The organism is Klebsiella sp. KPN54798, from assembly GCF_021184225.1.
Classification (GTDB): domain Bacteria; phylum Pseudomonadota; class Gammaproteobacteria; order Enterobacterales; family Enterobacteriaceae; genus Klebsiella; species Klebsiella pneumoniae.
In genome coordinates, this window is sequence record NZ_CP089234.1 from 3695394 (window position 1) to 3712749 (window position 17356).

A 17356-nucleotide genomic window follows, 5' to 3' on the forward strand; every position below is an offset into this window, starting at 1 on the left:
TAATAGCGCGGATCGCTAGCGCCACCAATGGGCGATTTGCCATGCCACACGGGCCGCCGTGCGAGCGCCCTGACCGTCAATGTCAAACAGCGGGTTAAACTCCACCAGATCCACCGCCTGCAGCTTACCGCTGCGGCACAGCGGCTCAACGATGCGCAGCAGCGTGGCCAGCGGCACGCCCAGCGCCGCCGGGGCCGACACCGCCGGCATTTCTCGCGCCGGCAGTACGTCGAGATCGATAGTCAGATACAGACGGTCGAATTGCGCGATATTGCGCTCAAGCTCCGGCAACACGCGAGTTTCGAAGGCTGTCAGCACCTCCAGATCTTCAACGATAGCCACCTGGCGGCGCGCCGCTTCATCCCATAGCGCCTGGGTGTTCGCCGCCCGGCTAACCCCGATGCAGGTATAGTGAAAACCGCGCTGCTGCGCGTCACACTCCAGCGCCAACTGGCGGAACGGCGTCCCGGAGCTGGCGCAGTCGGCAAAGCGCAGATCCAGATGCGCATCGAGATTAATAATGCCCACTTTTTCGCCCGGGAAGGCATCCAGTACCCCAGCGCCGTGGCCGAAGGCCGTCTCGTGGCCGCCGCCCAGCACCAGCGTGCGTTTACCCGCCCGCTGACAGTCGGCCACCGCCTCGCGCAGCGCCTGATGCGCGGCTTCTAACTGCTCGCCGTCGACGCTGATGGTGCCCATATCCACGCAGCGGTCATGACCCTGATGGCTGGCCATATTGGCCAACGCCCGGCGCAGGGTCGCCGGGCCGTCCGCTGCCCCGGTACGCCCCTTGTTACGCCGAACCCCTTCGTCACAGGCGAAGCCGAGCAGCGCGATATCGCCGGGCATCTCCTGCGGCGCGAAGCGTTCCGCGCGGGCGATGGTCTGGAACAGGCGCAGCGCATTGGGCGCTTCCGCGCTGTCGTCGCGTCCCTGCCAGAGACTGGCTGGCGTAGCTTGCCACAGCATCATTGCAACTCTCCTTGAACAACGCGATGCCAGAGCGGACTGCGCCCCGGCTCATACACCATCTCGACGGGATGTTCAGCATCCCAGATGGCGAAGTTAGCGACAAAGCCCGGCGCCAGCTGGCCGTGGCTGGCCTGGCGCCCCAGCGCCTGTGCGGCATGGCGCGTCACCCCGGTCCACGCCTCCTCCGGCGTCAGGCCAAACTTGACGCAGGCCATGTTCATCGCCAGATGCAGGCTGGCGAAGGGGCTGGTGCCGGGGTTGAAATCGGTCGCCACCGCCATCGGCACCTGGTACTTGCGCAGCAGCTCGACCGGCGGTTTACGGGTTTCATTAAGGAAGTAGAACGCGCCGGGGAGCAGGGCTGCCACGGTGCCGCTTTCGCGCATCGCCGCCACGCCCTCTTCCGTCAGATACTCGATATGGTCGGCGGAAAGCCCATGATAGCGGCTCACCAGCTGCGCGCCGCCCAGCGACGAGAGCTGCTCAACGTGGCCTTTTACCGGAATGCCCAGCGCCTGCGCCGCCTGAAAGACGCGCTCAGTTTGCTGCGGGCTGAAGCCGACGTTTTCGCAGAAGACGTCAACGCTTTCAAACAGTCCCTCCTGCCACAGCGTCGGCAAAATGGTCTCGCAGACCAGCGTAATATAGCCGTCAGCATCGCCTTGATATTCCGGCGGCGTGGCGTGGGCGGAGAGCAGCGTCGCCGACAGTTCCACGCCATTATGATCGGCCAGTTGTCGGGCGACCCGCAGCATTTTGCGTTCGTTTGGCAGGTCGAGGCCGTAGCCGGATTTGATCTCCAGGGTGGTCACCCCTTCACGCAGCAGGCGTTCCAGACGCGGCTGGGCCAGCGCCAGTAGTTCAGCTTCGCTGCTGTCGCGCGTGGCGCGCACGGTGGAGTTAATGCCGCCGCCGCTGGCGCTGATGGTTTGATACGACACGCCGTTCAGCCGCTGCTCCCACTCCTGGGCCCGGCTGCCGCCGAAGACGAGATGGGTGTGGCAGTCGATTAATCCCGGCGTTACCAACCGGCCTTCAAGATCGATACTGCGCCCGCTGGGGACGTCATCTTCGGCGACAATCGCCGCGATGCGGCCGTCGCGCACCAGCAGCGCATGGCGCTCCAGCAGGCCGTAAGGTTGAGCGTGATCGGGGTTCAGGGTGGCGAGACGCCCGTTTCGCCAGATAACGAATTCGGAAGTGGCTTCAGTCATAGCGCTTAACTTGTCATGGGTTGTATAGACATTTATTTTCATAACGCCGGTAAAGTCAACAATAGCGCAGGGAAATGTTATTTTTTTGTGACTAAAGACCATCCGGCAGGGCTGCGCGTTGCGTAAAGACGGTAAGTTTTTCCGTCCACGTCTTCCCGTTTCGTTCAAGTTAGTATAAAACAGCAGGTTTTAAAGGACTTATACCCTGGCGTCTCAGCCGGGGTATTTCACTACGCTTAATTTTGCCCGGAGCAACATGAACACATATTCCGTTTCCCGTCTGGCGCTGGCGCTGGCCTTCGGCGTGACGCTGTCCGCCTGTAGCTCGACGCCTGCCGATCAACAGCCCTCAACGCAGACTGCACCGGGCACTACCGCGCGTCCCATACTCAACGCCGAAGAAGCGAAAAACTTCACGCCGGCGGCCTATTTCCAGTCGCTGACTCCCAACGCCGCCGCCTGGACGCCGTCTGCTATCAGCCTGCCGGCGCAGCCTGACTTTATCGTCGGCCCTGCGGGAACCCAGGGCGTAACCCATACCACCATTCAGGCGGCGGTGGATGCGGCAATTGCCCGTCACTCTAACCGTCGTCTGTATATCGCGATTATGCCGGGCGAGTACCCGGGAACCGTCTACGTTCCGGCGGCGCCGGGCGCCCTGACCCTGTATGGTACTGGCGATAAGCCAATCGACGTGAAAATCAGCGAAGCCATTGATTCCGAGATGGATCGCAACACCTGGCGTCGTCTGGTCAATCCAGGCGGTAAATATATGCCGGGTAAACCGGCGTGGTATATGTTCGACAGTTGCCAAAGCAAATCCGCGGCGACCGTCGGCGTAATGTGTTCCGCAGTCTTCTGGTCACAGAATAATGGTCTGCAGCTGCAGAACCTGACCATCGCCAACAACCTCGGCGACAGCGTTGACGCCGGTACCCACCAGGCGGTGGCATTGCGCAGCGATGGCGACCAGGTGCAGATCAATAAGGTCAATATTCTTGGCCGTCAGAACACCTTCTTCGTGACCAACAGCGGCGTGCAAAACCGTCTGCAGGACAACCGTCAGACCCGCACCCTGGTGACCAACAGCTACATTGAAGGCGATGTGGATATCGTTTCCGGCCGCGGCGCGGTGGTGTTTGATAACACCGATTTCCGCGTGGTGAACTCCCGTACCCAGAAAGAGGCCTACGTCTTCGCGCCGGCTACTCTGAAGAGCGTGACCTACGGCTTCCTGGCGACCAACAGCCGCTTCACCGCCTCCGGGGATAACGTCGCGCAGCTCGGCCGCGCGCTGGACGTCGATGGCAACAGCAACGGCCAGGTGGTGATCCGCGACAGCGCTATCAATGAAGGCTTTAATATTGCCCAGCCGTGGGCGGCGGCGGTAGGCTCCGGCCGCCCGTTCAGCGGCAACACCGGCAGCGCCGATGACAAAGGCAATCTGCAGCGCAACCTCAACGACAACGGCTTCAACCGCATGTGGGAGTACAATAACCGCGGCGTGGGAAGCACCGTGGTCGCCGAGCCGAAACAGTAAAGCGCAACAAGCGTGAACCATAATAAAAGAGAGGGCGATGCCCTCTCTCAAACTGCTGACAATGTGCAATCTTCAGGAATTGCCCGGCGGCGCTGCGCTTGCGCGGCCCTACAGATAACTGCATAACGGTTTGATATTGAAGTCTTTCGTAGGCCGGGTAAGGCGAAAGCCGCCACCCGGCAGAAATGCGAGCATAATGACGAAACAGGTTTGTCGTCAGCCAGAGAGGGGGCGATGCCCCCTCTTTTCTTTTTCGTTCAGCGCTTCACGCCGTCAGGCGGAACGCCATTTGCGGGTCAGCGGTTTTTCCAGTTCCACGATCAGGAACATGGCGAAGCCGATGATAAAGGTGATCACCCAGTAGCGGAACGGCAGCCCGGTGGTGCCGAACAGCATCTGCATAAAAGGCGCGTAGATAATCAGCAGCTGCAGCAGCAGCAGTACGCCGCTGACGATCCAGATCCCTTTGTTGGCCAGCAGACCTTTGGTTAACGAGAATCCATCCGATACGCGGCAGTTCAGCATATAGAACCACTGGGCGGTGACCAGAGTCTGCAACAGCACGGTACGGATAAACTCCGGCGAATAGCCGCGCGGCTGCAGCCAGGCTTCGAGAATAAAGGCGCTGACCGCAATCATTGACCCCACAAACGCTACGCGCCAGATGGCAAAGCCGTCCATCACGTGAATTTTCGGATCGCGCGGCGGCCGCCGCATAATATTTTTCTCACCGGCTTCAAACGCCAGGCCAAACGACAGCGTGGCGGAGGTGGCCATGTTCATCCACAGGATCAACACCGGCGTGAGCGGCAGTACGTTGCCCGCCAGCAGCGCGATCACGATCAGTAACCCCTGGGCAAGGTTGGTCGGCATGACGAAGAGAATGGTTTTCTTCAGGTTGTCATACACCCGGCGCCCCTCGCGGACTGCGCTGGCGATGGTGGCGAAGTTATCATCGGTCAGCACCATATCGGCGGCCTCCTTGGTCACCTCGGTCCCCTTGATCCCCATCGCCACGCCGACGTCAGCCTGCTTCAACGCCGGGGCATCGTTCACCCCATCGCCGGTCATTCCGACAATTTCTTTCTTACTCTGCAGAGCCTGCACCAGGCGGAACTTATCTTCCGGGCTGGTGCGGGCGAAGATATCAAACTGCTGCGCGGCTACGCTCAGCTGCGCGTCGTCCATCACCTCCAGCTCGCGTCCGGTAATGGCATTTCCCGCATTGCCAATCCCCAGCATCTTGCCGATGCTCATCGCCGTTTGCGGGTGGTCGCCGGTGATCATCTTCACGCGGATCCCGGCCTGCAGGCAGTCGGCAATCGCCGTGATGGCCTCCGGACGCGGCGGATCCATCATCCCGGCGACCCCTAGCAAAATCACCCCTTGCTGCAGATCCTGATGGGTCAGTTCGGTCTGGCCTGCGGCAGCCGGCTTCCAGGCTGCGGCCACCATCCGTAGCCCTTCCCGGGCGTACTCTTCAATTTTGCCTTCCCAGTACGGGAGATCCAGCGGCTGCAATCCGCTGTCGCTCTGCTGATACTGGCACAGGCGGAACAGGACATCCGGCGCGCCAGTGACCAGCACTACCTCCTCTTCACCCAGCCGGTAGAGGGTCGACATGTATTTATATTGCGAATCAAAAGGAATTTTACTGCGCAGTTCGCTGGTCAGCGGCGGCAGAGTGACCTTCGCCGCCAGCACCTTCAGCGCCCCCTCGGTCGGGCCGCCGGTGATTTTCCACAGCCCGCTCTCCTCTTTGATAAGCTGGCTGTCGTTACACAGATCGATGGTGCGCAGATAGCGCTCGAACAGCGAGCCGGGCGCGATCGTGACCGGCGTCGGATCGTCAATGGCGTGGATCTTACCGACCGGCTCATAGCTATCCCCTTCCACCCGATAGACGCTGTCGGCAGTGATCACCGCCTTCACCGTCATTTCGTTCATGGTCAGGGTCCCGGTTTTATCCGAGCAGATAACCGTCATCGCGCCGAGGGTTTCCACCGTCGGCAGCTTGCGGATAATCGCTTTCTGACGGGCCATCGCCTGTACGCCGATCGACAGAATAATCGAGATAATCGCCGGCAACCCTTCCGGGACCGATGCCACCGCGAGGCTAATCAACGACAGCATCAGTTCGGAGACCGGCATATCGCGGAACAGCAGGCTAAAGACGAACAGCGCCGCCATCATCACCAGAATAAGGATAAAGATGGCTTTGCCCAGCTTGTCCATTTGCACCAGCAGCGGCGTGCGGTGTTTCTCAATGCCCGCCATCATTTGGTTGATATGGCCCAGCTCGGTATCGCCGCCGGTGGCCACCACGATCCCTTTTCCCGCCCCTGAGCTAACGGTGGTCCCGGAAAACAACAGGTTGCTGCGATCGCCGAGCGGTAAATCGCCGCTTAGCGGCTCGGTGGTTTTTTCCACCACCGTCGACTCGCCGGTGAGGATCGCCTCTTCCACCCGCAGGTTGTGCGCCTCAATCACCCGTAGATCGGCGGGGATACGGTCGCCGGCGCGGATCACCACGATATCGCCAGGTACCAGCGAGGTGGTGGGGATGGTTTCATGGTTGCCCTGACGGATCGCCACCGCCTCGCTGGACAGCATATTGCGGATACTCTGCAGCGATTTTTCCGCATTACTCTCCTGAATGAAGCCGATCAGCGCATTGACCACCGCCACGGCGAGGATCACCGCCATGTCGATCCAATGGCCCATCACCGCCTTGAGCAACGCTGCCGCCAGCAGGACGTAGATCAGCACATCGTTAAAATGCGCAATAAAACGCAGCCAGGCGGGTTTACCCGGCTTCTGCGGCAGGGCGTTTTCGCCATACTGCTGCAGGCGCGTAGCCGCCTCTGTTCCGCTAATCCCTTCCGGCGAACTCTGCACGCTGGCGAGAGTCTCCTCGACGGAGCGCTGATAATAGGGCGCCCCCGGTTTATCTGTATTCATACTCTTTCCCTCGATTTCTGAAGCGGAAGTCAGGGCGACATCCCGCCATCATCAGCGCACAACGAACACTGGTACATGGGCATAGCGCACGATATTGGCCGCTTCCGAGCCCAGCAGATGAGTCTGGATCCCCGGATTGCGCGAACCGACAATCACCACATCCGCTTTCAGCTCATCGGCCAGGGCAATCACTTGATCGCGAACATTGCCACTGCGCACATAAAGATGGCTGGCGTCTTCCGCAAGCCCATTTTTCTTCACCAGCTCGCTCAGCTTTTCCTTAGCGGTATTAAGCAAATGGTCTTCCATCTTTCGGGCATCAGAGATAAATCCGCGGGTTAATACAGGAGAAAAGGCCGGAATAACATGGATAAGATGAATTTGCCCGGCAGAATGTTGGGCGAGGAATTTCGCATGAGAGAGCGCTTTGTCGGCCAGGCCCGCATCAAAGACGTCAACGGGAACAACGATATTTTTATACATGAGATAATCCTTTTATTACCAATACAATGCGTAGTGATGAATAGCCCCTTACTTGGGGAGGAACGAAATCTCAACAACAGAAGCGGCGAGCGGAATAGATGTTATTAAACGTAGCACAGGAAAATTAACATTAGAAAATGGCGGATTAATAGACTGAAAAATATTATAAAAACCGCATATTCCCTGCGGATCTCCTGCGCTTTCCCCTCAATGCCGCCAACGCTCGCGGCATTCTCTTTTTTAACACTTCATATTTTCTCCGACTATGCTGATTACAAGCAGGCATGCCGCTCCGAATGTCCGGTGGTCACAGTGGGGGCCGAATTCAATGACATTCACGGTTCGGATGGGAGTAAAGGGAGGAAATTATGTTGGGTTATAGCCTGTTACGTCTGGGTTTGTTTGTCGCGCTGGCCATTGTCGCCTGCACAGCGGTGGGGCTCTTCACTTATCTGGTCGTCGCCGCTCTCGCAGAATAAGCAGGCGCCATGTAATAAAAATGTAAAATAAATCCTGAATCTGAGGGGAATATTGTGAACCGTTATTTTTCTCTCATCCCGGTTGTTATTATATTTACAACCGCTTGCGATCAGAAAGCACCCACCGTCGAGTCCGCCCCGCGCATGGTTAAAGTGGCGCAGGTGACCGCCGTGGGCAATACCCAGCAGCGAACGTTTCCGGCACGCATTGAGTCTGGCGATTCCACCGAACTGTCGTTTAAGCGGGGTGGCCAGGTGGAGTCGCTAGATATTCGTCAGGGGGCAAGCGTCGCCCAGGGGCAAACGCTGGCGCGCCTGAATGCCCGCGAGGCCCAGCAACGGGTCAATGAGCGGCAAACGGCGGCCACTCTCGCCCAGCGTCAGTTCGACCGCTTCCAGACTCTGGCCGGGCGCCAGGCGATTTCCCAGGCGGAGATGGACGTGCAGCGCGCCAATCGCGATGCCGCCAATGCGGCCTTAAAAATCGCTCGCGAAGAGCTGGCGCAAATGAGCCTCATCGCGCCCTTTAGCGGGATTGCCGCCGGCGTGCATATCCGCAACCATCAGGTGGTCGCCGCCGGCCAACCGGTGATCACCCTGACGCGGACCGACCTGCTGGATGTGGTCTTCAGCATTCCCGAAAATCTGTTCACCTCCCTGGATATCCGCAATACCGCCTACCGTCCCGTCGTCAGGATCAATACCCTGCCGGGCCGCGAGTTTACCGCGGAATACAAAGAGCATACCGGCAGCAGCGACAATAGCACCCTCACCTGGCAGATCGTGTTAACCATGCCGCGGCCAGATGATTTTCCCGCCGTCGGCGGGGTCAGCGGCACCGTGACGGTCAATCTCGGCAATTTACCGGCCAGCGCCGGACGGGAAACCCTCATTGTGCCAGCGGAGGCGGTGTTTAACCCCGATAACCGGCCAAAGAACGAGCCGGTAGTCTGGGTGGTGAAAGGCGATAACGCGCATCGATATCTTGAGGAGCGTAAGGTCACCGTCGGCGAGGTGACTTCGCAGGGAGTGGCGATCACCGACGGTCTCCGCGCGGGTGAACAGGTGGTTGCGGCGGGCGTGAGCGAGCTGCATGCCGGGCAGCCGGTGCGGGTCTGGACGCGTGAACGAGGATTATAAATGGATATTTCCCGTCAGTTTATTAACAACCCGACCCGCGTCTGGTTAGCCATTTTGCTGTTAGGGGTGGGTGGCCTGTTCGCCCTGCTCAATATCGGCCGCCTGGAAGATCCCGCCTTCACCATCAAAACGGCGGTGATCGTCACCCACTACCCTGGCGCGTCTGCTCAGCAGGTGGAAGAGGAGGTTACCCTGCCGCTGGAAAACGCGATTCAGCAGCTTCCCTCGCTGGATAACGTCAGCTCCATCTCCTCGAATGGCTTATCGCAAATTACGGTGAATATTGCTTCGCAGTACCATTCCAGCGAGCTGCCGCAAATCTGGGATGAGCTACGTCGCCGGGTCGGTGACGCCAGCCGCCTTTTCCCCCCTGGCGTAGTCCCCCCTTTCGTCAACGATGACTTTGGCGATGTGTTTGGCTTTTTCTTCGCTATCTCGGGCGACAGTTTTACCAACCCGGAGCTGGTGCGCTATGCCGAACAGTTGCGCCGGGAGCTGGTGCTGGTGCCGGGGGTCGGTAAAGTCGCTATCGGCGGCGTCATTCCGCAGCAGATCAATGTGGATATCTCGCTGGCGAAGATGGCGGCGCGCGGGATCACCCTCAACCAGCTCGCCGCAATCCTGGCCCGACTCAACGTGGTGTCCAGCGCCGGGGAGATCCGCGTTGGCAGCGAATCGATCCGCCTCCACCCCACCGGTGAGTTTCAGAGCATCGATGAGCTGGGAGATCTACTGGTCAGCCCTCACGGCGCCAGCGCCACCACCCGACTGCGGGATATTGCTACGCTGTCGCGCGGGCTAACCGACTCGCCGGCCAGTATCTATCATGCCAACGGGCGCCAGGCGGTGACCATGGGAGTTTCTTTTATCCCTGGCGTCAACGTTATTGACGTCGGCCACGCTCTCGAGGCCCGCCTCCAGCAGATGGCCGCCGACAAACCGGCGGGCATCGACATCGCTATTTTTTACGATCAGGCAGCTGAGGTCGCCCACTCGGTCAATGGCTTTATTACCAATTTTCTGATGGCCCTGGCGATTGTCGTCGGCGTGCTGCTGGTATTTATGGGGGTGCGCAGCGGGATTATTATTGCTCTGTCGCTGGCGCTCAACGTTCTCGGCACCCTGCTTATCATGTATATCTGGGGGATCGAACTACAACGGATCTCCCTCGGAGCGCTTATCATCGCCCTGAGTATGTTGGTGGACAATGCCATTGTGATTGTCGAAGGGGTGCTCATCGCCCGTCAGCAAGGCTCTCCGCTGCTGGGCGCGATTAACTATGTGCTCCGTCGCTCTGCGCTGCCGCTGCTTGGCGCGACGATCATCGCCATCCTCGCCTTCGCGCCGATTGGCCTCTCCCAGGACTCTACCGGGGAGTATTGCAAATCGCTGTTCCAGGTGCTGCTGATCTCCCTGATGCTGAGCTGGTTTTCCGCTCTGACCATCACCCCGGTGCTTATTAAGTGGTGGCTGTTTAAAAACGCCCCGTCGGCCGCCGCCGCGGAGGAAAAGGCCGATCCTTACCGCGGCAGCTTTTACCGTGGCTATCAGCAGGCGCTGCGAATACTGCTGCAGCAAAAGACCCTGACCCTGGTGCTGATGGGCGCGCTGTTAGCCGGAGCGATCTGGGGCTTTACCTTTGTTCGGCAGAATTTTTTTCCGTCATCGAATACGCCTATATTCTTTGTCGACCTGTGGCTACCCTACGGTACCGATATAAACGCCACGGAGAAGATGACCCGGGATATCGAGCGGTCGATAGCCGGTCAGCCGGGGGTGGTCACCACCGTCTCCACCATCGGCCAGGGCAGTATGCGTTTCATTCTCACCTACAGCGGGCAGCGCCAGTACAGCAACTACGCGCAGATTATGGTGCGGATGGATGATCAACGCGGCATCGCCCCTGTCACCCGCCACGTCGAGGACTGGATTGCCAGAAACTACCCGCAGGTTAACGCCAGCACCAAACGCATTATGTTCGGGCCCTCCGGGGATAGCGCGATTGAGGTGCGCATTAAGGGCCCAGACCCGGATACGCTGCGCGCGCTGGCGAGTCAGGTAGGCGATATCCTCGCCGCGGATCCGGCGACCGACAGCGTGCGTAATGACTGGCAGAACCGCAGCAAAGTGATCCGCCCGCAGTATTCCCCGGCGCTGGGACGCGAGCTGGGGGTGGATAAACAGGATATTGATAACGCGCTGGAGATGAATTTCTCCGGGAGTCGCGCCGGGTTATATCGTGAAGGGGCCGATCTGCTGCCAGTGATCGTCCGGCCGCCGGAAGCAGAACGTCAGGATGCCAACCATCTGAATAATGTGCTGGTCTGGAGCCAGAGTCGCCAGCAATATATCCCGTTGAGTAACGTCATCAATGGTTTCGCCCTGGAGTGGGAAGATCCGTTGATCCTCCGCCGGGATCGTACCCGGGTGCTGACGGTCCAGACCGACCCCAGCCCGCTAAGCGGCCAAACCTCGGGTGATATTCTCGCGCGGGTGAAACCGCGCATTGACGCACTGCCGCTGCCCCACGGCTACCGTATCGAATGGGGCGGCGATGCCGAGAACTCCAGTGAGGCGCAGCAGGGGCTGTTTACAACCCTGCCGCTTGGCTATCTGGTGATGTTTATCATAACGGTGCTGATGTTCAGTTCGCTGAAAAACGCCGTCGCCATCTGGCTGACCGTTCCGCTGGCGCTGATCGGGGTCACACCCGGCTTTCTGCTTACCGGCATCCCCTTCGGCTTTATGGCCTTAATCGGCTTGCTCAGCCTGAGCGGTATGCTGATCCGTAACGGCATTGTGCTGGTAGAAGAGATAGAGCAACAAAAACAGGAGAAAGATCAAAGACAAGCTATTATTGATGCGGCAACCTCTCGTCTGCGGCCGATCCTGCTGACCGCCTTCACCACCGTACTTGGCCTGGCCCCGCTGCTGCGCGATGTCTTTTTCCAGAGTATGGCGGTGGTGATCATGTTCGGCCTCGCCTTTGCCACCGTGCTGACGCTGCTGGTTCTGCCGGTGATTTACGCCTGCTTTCACCATAAGGATATGACGCCTCAACGATGAACAGTACCGGTCTGAGCATTATCAAGACATTAGGCTGTATGACAGCGGTGACCTTTTTCACCATCTATAACACCTGGGATCGCTTTGATTATGACTATCACTGGATCCTCGGGCTGCTGACCTTTATCTCGACCATCGCGACGCCGCTGTTTTTTGTCGTGGCCGGCTATCTTGATGCGCAGACGCGCCACGATGCCAACTGGCAAATTGGTAAAATTAAAAGCGTGGTCATCGTCTTTCTGTTTTGGGTGACGGTCTATTATGTCTGGGAGCCTTACCAGCGCGGCTACCTGATCCAGCCCTGGTTTATTTTCGCCCTGATTGTCATCTATACCTTTCATCCTTTGATCGCCTGGCTCAGCCAGCGGCGCGGGCTCTTTTTCGCCGTGCTCCTGACGCTGCTGTGCTGCTCCTACGGTTACGACCTGCTCTCGGTGATCTACCCGGACAGACATCTTTTCAGCTTGCCGCCGCAGTATCGCCTGTGGACATGGCTACTGTTTTATTTAACCGGGCAGTTGTTTAACGATCCAAAGGTCGCGGAGTGGATACGCAACCCACAGGTGATTAAAGGGTCGATTATCGCCCTGCCCTTTGTCTATTTATTTACCTGGTTTTATGAACGCCATTTCTTCTTCGCCCTGTTTAAAGCAGATCGTAATGCGTTCATTCTCACGGGATCGCAAATTTATATCCTGATCGTCCTGCTGGTGATCGCCGCTAACGCCGTGCAGTTTAAAAAGAACCGCGAGTGGAAAGAGGCCGTGCTGGCGACGGTCAGTAAAGCGATGACCGGGGTTTATATCCTCCACTATTCCGTGTTTCACCTGCTGGTGATGCTCATCCCTGTGCACTCGCTAGCCACCAAGTTGGGGGTAATAGCGCTGACCTTTGTCCTGTCGGTGCTCATTTCCCTTGCCGCGCTCTCCAGTACGCTGCTCAGGAAGGTGATTACCTTGTAACCGACAACGGGACGATTTAGCGGAAGCTCCACTGGATACTGATCACAAACACGCTGGGAATAATAATGCCGCTTTCAACGGCGAAATAATCGGTGAAGTTATACTGGATAGCGTGATAGATATAGGGTGAAAAGCCGATCCCCGTGGCGTCCTTAAAGTCTTTATAGGAGCCATGATCGCCGCAATGCTCGAAGGCGTCGAAGAAGAATTCGCCGGTATAGCCGTAAACGCCTTTGAAGGTCCACCCGCTGCCGCTGTGGTACCAGTCTCTTCTCACCCCCAGCGCCAGGCAGCGATCGTTGAAGCTGTTATTCATAGTGCCAAGCAGAAGGCTGTATTTGGAGTCTGCAGAGAATTTCCGCTCCACTGAGAAAAAATGATTTTCGAAATTCTCTGTATATTGTCCGTGATTATTGGTCAGATGGTAAACATAGGAACCGGTATTCACAGAATAGAGGTTAAGTTCGTTCGCCTGCGCGAGAGAGGCTAACCCGGCCAGGAGCATCACGCTTTTGCCGCGCATTTTCCCTCCTCAGTCCTCAAGGCCTGTCCAGGGACAGAAAGCTTTTGCCGTATTTACCGGTCGTGACAGGGGTATAAGACTCGACAGGGAAATGGGGGAAAGATAACGATGCCAAACCGCCGCGTCGTTACCAAAAAGCGTAGCACAGCCCTTATTCGCCAACAAATCGAATGGGCCGTTTACGACATGGCAGACGTTACCCCTTTACCTTACTGTGAAAAAAGCAGACAAAGTCTCATCATATTTTCCGCTATGCTCAGAGTCCGACGCGGAAGAAAGCCACCTGTCGACGACAGCGTTGCTGTTTACCCCTTCGCGCGTCGGCGCAATTTCATGCATTTCGCCAGCCATGACAGAATTTTCACAATTGGCTTTCTTCTACCATCATCAGCTTCTTCCCGCTGGTTTTACAGCGAAATCCTGCACAACCCGACTTTTCTGTACAAGTTATCACTTAATAAAATTATTATAAATCAACGAATTAAAACACAAACAAAAAAATAAACCGTTACGTTGTACATATAGCAATGAAAAAAGTTGTACATAGTGAAATCAGCGTCTATAGTTTTGGAGTGTTAACTGCTTGTTGCGCAACAAAGCGGGGAAGCTTGACGATTGCACAGCGAGTCGGACGGTGGTTCCTGGTTATACATTTCCTGTTCGTGACTTGGCGCGTATCAACGGTACGCTGCGACTTTTATTGTCTGTTTGCTTTATACGTGGGAGAGTTCGAGCTATGCATATTAAAAATACCATTCCAGCAGAGTTTGTCTTCAATTCGGCCCTGATGAAGAATATTGAGAATACGCTCATTAAGCAGCACAGAACGGTAAATAATGAGCGGATGATTACGGAAATCCAGCATCGTCTGCAAACGGAAAGTAACGAAATACTTTCCGATCTCTATCTGCAGGCGCTGGATATGCTGTACAGCAAACCTCATCATTAAATAAACCCACTGTGCTGGCAGCAGGCTTCGACCTGCTGTACCGGCGCGCCTGGGTCTCTATCGGCTAACTGAGGCAAAAAAATGTCACACCATAATACTTGCTATCGTTCTGAGCATTACGATCTGTGGTTTGATAATGGTTTTCTTCTCTATGGGATGTCGCTGATCCTGAATAGCCTGCCGGCATCTTACTTCCGCAAAAAACATGTTTTCTTCACCAGCGACAATTATTTCGCGGTACTGCAGCACAACTATAATCGGCGGGATACATTATTTATTCTGTTAACCGAAGGCAACGATCTTAATTTTCTTAGTGAACTGCCTATGCTGCGCTTACCGGCCAACTCGACGCCGGAAGAGTTAAAGATATTTCTGCATCAACCCACCCGCTATTACAAAACCCATCCGGCGCCAGGCGCCTCGGTGCAGTTTACCGAGCGGGAAAAGAAAGTTATTCAACTTATCAGCAATGGCGAAGCAGTCGCCAGCATTGGCCGGTCGCTAAACCTGCATATAAAAACCATTTATCAGATCCGGCTGAATCTGATTAAAAAGCTCGGCTGCAGCGGTAGAACCGATTTTTTTAATATCAGCCGCAGCGAAACGTTCAAATCCTGGAGCCAGATTCACCTGTAACCAAGCACTCAAGCCCTGATCCGCACCACGGATCGGGGCGCTTAATTTTGGCCGTGAAAATGGATGCTGAAGCCCTGCTCCTGCCAGTGGCTGAGCAGCTCCTCCTGCAGAGGCGTGGCGGCACGTCCGGTCCAGACGAAAATATGCTGCCCGGGAAATAGCTCAGGCCGCGGCGACTCCAGCGGTTCGGCGAGAACGTTGACATGCCAGCCGCGTTGGGAAAGACGCCATGCCTCCAGCCACAGACGCGTCCTGTCCTCATTGCTCCAGCCCACCAGCAGCGTCTCTTTGCCATTTTTTTTACGCGCTTCGGCGAGAAACAACGCTACGCAGTCAATTAACAGGCCGTCCAGCATGCTGCTAATCACCAGCGAGGTATTCTGATCCAGCTTGAGACGCTGTCGTACCGGCACTAACAGGCTATCGATGAGGGTGTCGACGGGGTGTTGATGACTCAGCGCCATTAATTTGGCGCGGATTCTGGCGGGCTGCATATAACGCAGAATGGACATCATCTCTTCCTGAAGATGCGCGGATTCGTCGCGCGCCGCCGGCAGGTTATCCTCCAGCAGCGCTTTGACTTTCCCTACTGATACACCGCGCTCTATCCAGCGCTTGATCTCTTCGATACGCAGGATATCTTCTTCATCAAATTGTCGATGCCCGCCTTCGCTACGCTGCGGTTTCAGTAGACCGTAACGACGCTGCCAGGCGCGCAGTGTGACCGGATTGATTCCGCAACGTTCGGCGACTTCACCGATACTGTAAAACGCCATAGCAGCCTCACATCAACCTGATACCTTAATACCTAAACTAACGAATTCAGGCATCCTGTACAACTCTATTTTCTTGTACAGATAAAGATATCAGGTTGCGGCTCACAGCGCCCGGGAAAAAAGATGAAAAAATGTTTAGCAGATTTCGCGGTGGTTCATTTTTTCTCCGGCCATGCGACGGCGGGTAGGCCCCCCAGGCGCGCGCTGGCGAACAAATTACCCTGGAACTGTGAAATACCGGCTGATTCCAGCCACATCCACTCTTCAGCACGCTCAACGCCGACGGCTGAGACCGCAATCTCCAGAGAAGTACAGCATTTGATAATCGCCTGTACAATCGACTGGCGCGGTCCGTCCTGGTGGATATTGCGGATCAGCTCATGGTCGATTTTAATTCTGTCGGGTTGGTATTGCGCCAGCAGCGATAGCCCGGCAAACCCGGCGCCGAAGTGATCGATGGCAAGATTAATTCCCGCGCCCTTCAGTTTGCGCACCGCATCGGTAAAATCGTCCATCCGCGAAATCACTTCCCGCTCAGTGAACTCGACAATAATCTGCTCCGGAATAAGGTCATTGCGACTAATTTCGTCGAGCAGGAAAGCCACCGCATTCGGCGCTTTGACCATGGTCATCGGCAGTAAATTAATGCTTAACGCCTTATTACGTAAACCTAATTTTCCCGCCAGCGACAACGCCACCCGTTTACTGTGCAGGTCAGCGAGATAAATATCGTCCCCGGTCAGCCCGGCAAAATAGGCGCCGGGGGATTGCCCGTCCGGTGTACGCAACAGCGCTTCCCACGAAATAATTTCGCAGGCGAAAGGGTCGACAATCGGCTGGAAGGCAAAGGAACAACCTTCCGTATTATCGATAATCGGGGTATCAGGATAGAACGTCTCCTTATCAGGAATAAAAACCCAACTATCTGCGGAAGGAATCTCAAAATAGTTCGCTTTTTCTGTGGCTTCGACAAAAGTACGGAAAAATTGCAGCGCCCGGTCATCATAGGTGAGCTGATATTTTGACGTCCCGCGGTCCATCACCGCCTGCAGAACTTCCTCGCGATCGTGTTCGCGTAAATCAAACAGTTCCATCCCGACCTTACCAAAACGACGGGACGGCGCATAATCGCAAAGCAACTCCACCAGATTATAGTGGCGAGGATCCTGGCAGATATGCTGATAAATATCCTGAACCTTTTCTTCAGGCCCCTCAATGAGTTGAAAAAAATGCGTCCCGTTAAAAAGTAAAATACCGGTGACGTCCGCCTGCCCATTTCTTTCGTTTGCCCTGGCGACCATGGCCTCGATCGATTTGAATGAGACATTGTCGCAGATATGGCTGCGATAAATGATGGTGGTTAGCATAGTGATTCCAGATGGGAGGGATAAGCATTCACAGTAGCAGTTATCAGGCTAAGGGTCTCGTAAAACTACGTTTTGTCTTAACAAAAAAGATACACTAAAAATCCCTTTTTTGTGCAAGGTTTTCCCTTTTTTTCTTTCCTTGTACAACATGCAACGCTAAACCCCACCTTTACAAGCCAGAACCGCGCCAGGCAAAAAAATTAAACAATTAAAAATCATATAGTTAAACTAACATGAATCATTATTGTGCAACTTTGTGTGTACAGGTTAATGATTATTGTATAAGTT

Annotated in this window: 14 protein-coding genes; 6 read left to right on the top strand and 8 right to left on the bottom strand. The window is 56.1% G+C overall.

Translation table 11 applies throughout. The annotated features are described in order from the left end of the window. Nucleotides 1-15: 15 nt before the first annotated feature. Entirely contained in the window at nt 16-972 is a 957-nt protein-coding gene (gene hutG / locus LPQ25_RS17815; RefSeq protein ID WP_012737676.1) for a formimidoylglutamase, read from the bottom strand. Continuing rightward, nucleotides 969-2288 carry an imidazolonepropionase gene (hutI, locus tag LPQ25_RS17820; protein ID WP_074424898.1) on the bottom strand — a complete coding sequence of 440 codons (1320 nt, stop codon included), beginning with the start codon at nt 2286-2288 and terminating at the stop codon, nt 969-971. Before hutI ends, hutG begins: the two co-directional genes overlap by 4 nt. A gap of 154 nt (nt 2289-2442) precedes the next feature. Here hutI and LPQ25_RS17825 point away from each other — a divergent pair, with 154 nt between their 5' ends. Next, complete coding sequence (locus tag LPQ25_RS17825; RefSeq protein WP_012737674.1) at nt 2443-3726, top strand: putative acyl-CoA thioester hydrolase; 1284 nt, start codon at nt 2443-2445, stop codon at nt 3724-3726. A gap of 273 nt (nt 3727-3999) precedes the next feature. Here the strand turns inward: LPQ25_RS17825 and LPQ25_RS17830 are convergent, their stop codons facing one another. Further along, the gene (locus LPQ25_RS17830; RefSeq protein WP_012737673.1) at nt 4000-6687 is read right to left on the bottom strand and encodes a cation-transporting P-type ATPase; all 2688 of its coding nucleotides are present in this window, start codon (nt 6685-6687) and stop codon (nt 4000-4002) included. A 51-nt stretch (nt 6688-6738) separates the two neighbouring features. Beyond that, complete coding sequence (locus LPQ25_RS17835) at nt 6739-7170, bottom strand: universal stress protein (RefSeq protein WP_004183465.1); 432 nt, start codon at nt 7168-7170, stop codon at nt 6739-6741. 533 nt (nt 7171-7703) lie between these two features. Between LPQ25_RS17835 and LPQ25_RS17840 the strand changes: the two genes are divergently transcribed. From LPQ25_RS17840 to LPQ25_RS17850, 3 genes are read left to right on the top strand one after another with little or no spacing between them, the layout of a single operon-like run. Beyond that, nucleotides 7704-8789: an efflux RND transporter periplasmic adaptor subunit gene (locus LPQ25_RS17840; RefSeq protein WP_004147662.1), complete on the top strand. Its 1086-nt coding sequence runs from the start codon at nt 7704-7706 to the stop codon at nt 8787-8789. Further along, complete coding sequence (locus tag LPQ25_RS17845; protein ID WP_012737672.1) at nt 8790-11855, top strand: efflux RND transporter permease subunit; 3066 nt, start codon at nt 8790-8792, stop codon at nt 11853-11855. A 38-nt stretch (nt 11856-11893) separates the two neighbouring features. Then, on the top strand, nt 11894-12817 hold the full coding sequence (locus LPQ25_RS17850; RefSeq protein ID WP_002895284.1) for an acyltransferase: 924 nt from the start codon (nt 11894-11896) through the stop codon (nt 12815-12817). A gap of 16 nt (nt 12818-12833) precedes the next feature. Here the strand turns inward: LPQ25_RS17850 and LPQ25_RS17855 are convergent, their stop codons facing one another. Both LPQ25_RS17855 and LPQ25_RS17860 read right to left on the bottom strand, forming a co-directional pair. Beyond that, nucleotides 12834-13340, bottom strand: coding sequence for a hypothetical protein (locus LPQ25_RS17855; RefSeq protein WP_002895283.1), 507 nt, complete (start codon nt 13338-13340; stop codon nt 12834-12836). 204 nt (nt 13341-13544) lie between these two features. Then, nucleotides 13545-13691, bottom strand: a complete 147-nt coding sequence (locus LPQ25_RS17860; RefSeq protein ID WP_014907919.1) for a hypothetical protein — start codon at nt 13689-13691, stop codon at nt 13545-13547. A gap of 385 nt (nt 13692-14076) precedes the next feature. Here LPQ25_RS17860 and LPQ25_RS17865 point away from each other — a divergent pair, with 385 nt between their 5' ends. Then, a complete protein-coding gene (locus LPQ25_RS17865; RefSeq protein WP_002895280.1) occupies nt 14077-14289 on the top strand; it encodes a biofilm development regulator YmgB/AriR family protein in 213 nt (70 codons plus the stop codon). 81 nt (nt 14290-14370) lie between these two features. Continuing rightward, a complete protein-coding gene (locus LPQ25_RS17870) occupies nt 14371-14925 on the top strand; it encodes a helix-turn-helix transcriptional regulator (RefSeq protein WP_004151695.1) in 555 nt (184 codons plus the stop codon). Nucleotides 14926-14966: 41 nt separating this feature from the next. Here LPQ25_RS17870 and LPQ25_RS17875 read toward each other — a convergent pair whose 3' ends face one another. Together LPQ25_RS17875 and LPQ25_RS17880 are read right to left on the bottom strand one after the other, a co-directional pair. Continuing rightward, the gene (locus LPQ25_RS17875; protein ID WP_004176830.1) at nt 14967-15701 is read right to left on the bottom strand and encodes a MerR family transcriptional regulator; all 735 of its coding nucleotides are present in this window, start codon (nt 15699-15701) and stop codon (nt 14967-14969) included. A gap of 155 nt (nt 15702-15856) precedes the next feature. Next, entirely contained in the window at nt 15857-17068 is a 1212-nt protein-coding gene (locus LPQ25_RS17880) for a diguanylate phosphodiesterase (RefSeq protein ID WP_004176831.1), read from the bottom strand. Between the last annotated feature and the right edge of the window lie 288 nt (nt 17069-17356).

Coding starts and splice junctions, on each gene's coding strand:
- LPQ25_RS17825 (WP_012737674.1), top strand. CDS start 2,443: ATGAACACATATTCCGTTTCCCGTCTGGCGCTGGCGCTGGCCTTCGGC.
- LPQ25_RS17830 (WP_012737673.1), bottom strand. CDS start 6,687: ATGAATACAGATAAACCGGGGGCGCCCTATTATCAGCGCTCCGTCGAG.
- LPQ25_RS17875 (WP_004176830.1), bottom strand. CDS start 15,701: ATGGCGTTTTACAGTATCGGTGAAGTCGCCGAACGTTGCGGAATCAAT.
- hutG (WP_012737676.1), bottom strand. CDS start 972: ATGATGCTGTGGCAAGCTACGCCAGCCAGTCTCTGGCAGGGACGCGAC.
- LPQ25_RS17880 (WP_004176831.1), bottom strand. CDS start 17,068: ATGCTAACCACCATCATTTATCGCAGCCATATCTGCGACAATGTCTCA.
- LPQ25_RS17845 (WP_012737672.1), top strand. CDS start 8,790: ATGGATATTTCCCGTCAGTTTATTAACAACCCGACCCGCGTCTGGTTA.
- LPQ25_RS17865 (WP_002895280.1), top strand. CDS start 14,077: ATGCATATTAAAAATACCATTCCAGCAGAGTTTGTCTTCAATTCGGCC.
- hutI (WP_074424898.1), bottom strand. CDS start 2,288: ATGGTCTTTAGTCACAAAAAAATAACATTTCCCTGCGCTATTGTTGAC.
- LPQ25_RS17870 (WP_004151695.1), top strand. CDS start 14,371: ATGTCACACCATAATACTTGCTATCGTTCTGAGCATTACGATCTGTGG.
- LPQ25_RS17850 (WP_002895284.1), top strand. CDS start 11,894: ATGACAGCGGTGACCTTTTTCACCATCTATAACACCTGGGATCGCTTT.
- LPQ25_RS17855 (WP_002895283.1), bottom strand. CDS start 13,340: ATGCGCGGCAAAAGCGTGATGCTCCTGGCCGGGTTAGCCTCTCTCGCG.
- LPQ25_RS17860 (WP_014907919.1), bottom strand. CDS start 13,691: ATGGCTGGCGAAATGCATGAAATTGCGCCGACGCGCGAAGGGGTAAAC.
- LPQ25_RS17835 (WP_004183465.1), bottom strand. CDS start 7,170: ATGTATAAAAATATCGTTGTTCCCGTTGACGTCTTTGATGCGGGCCTG.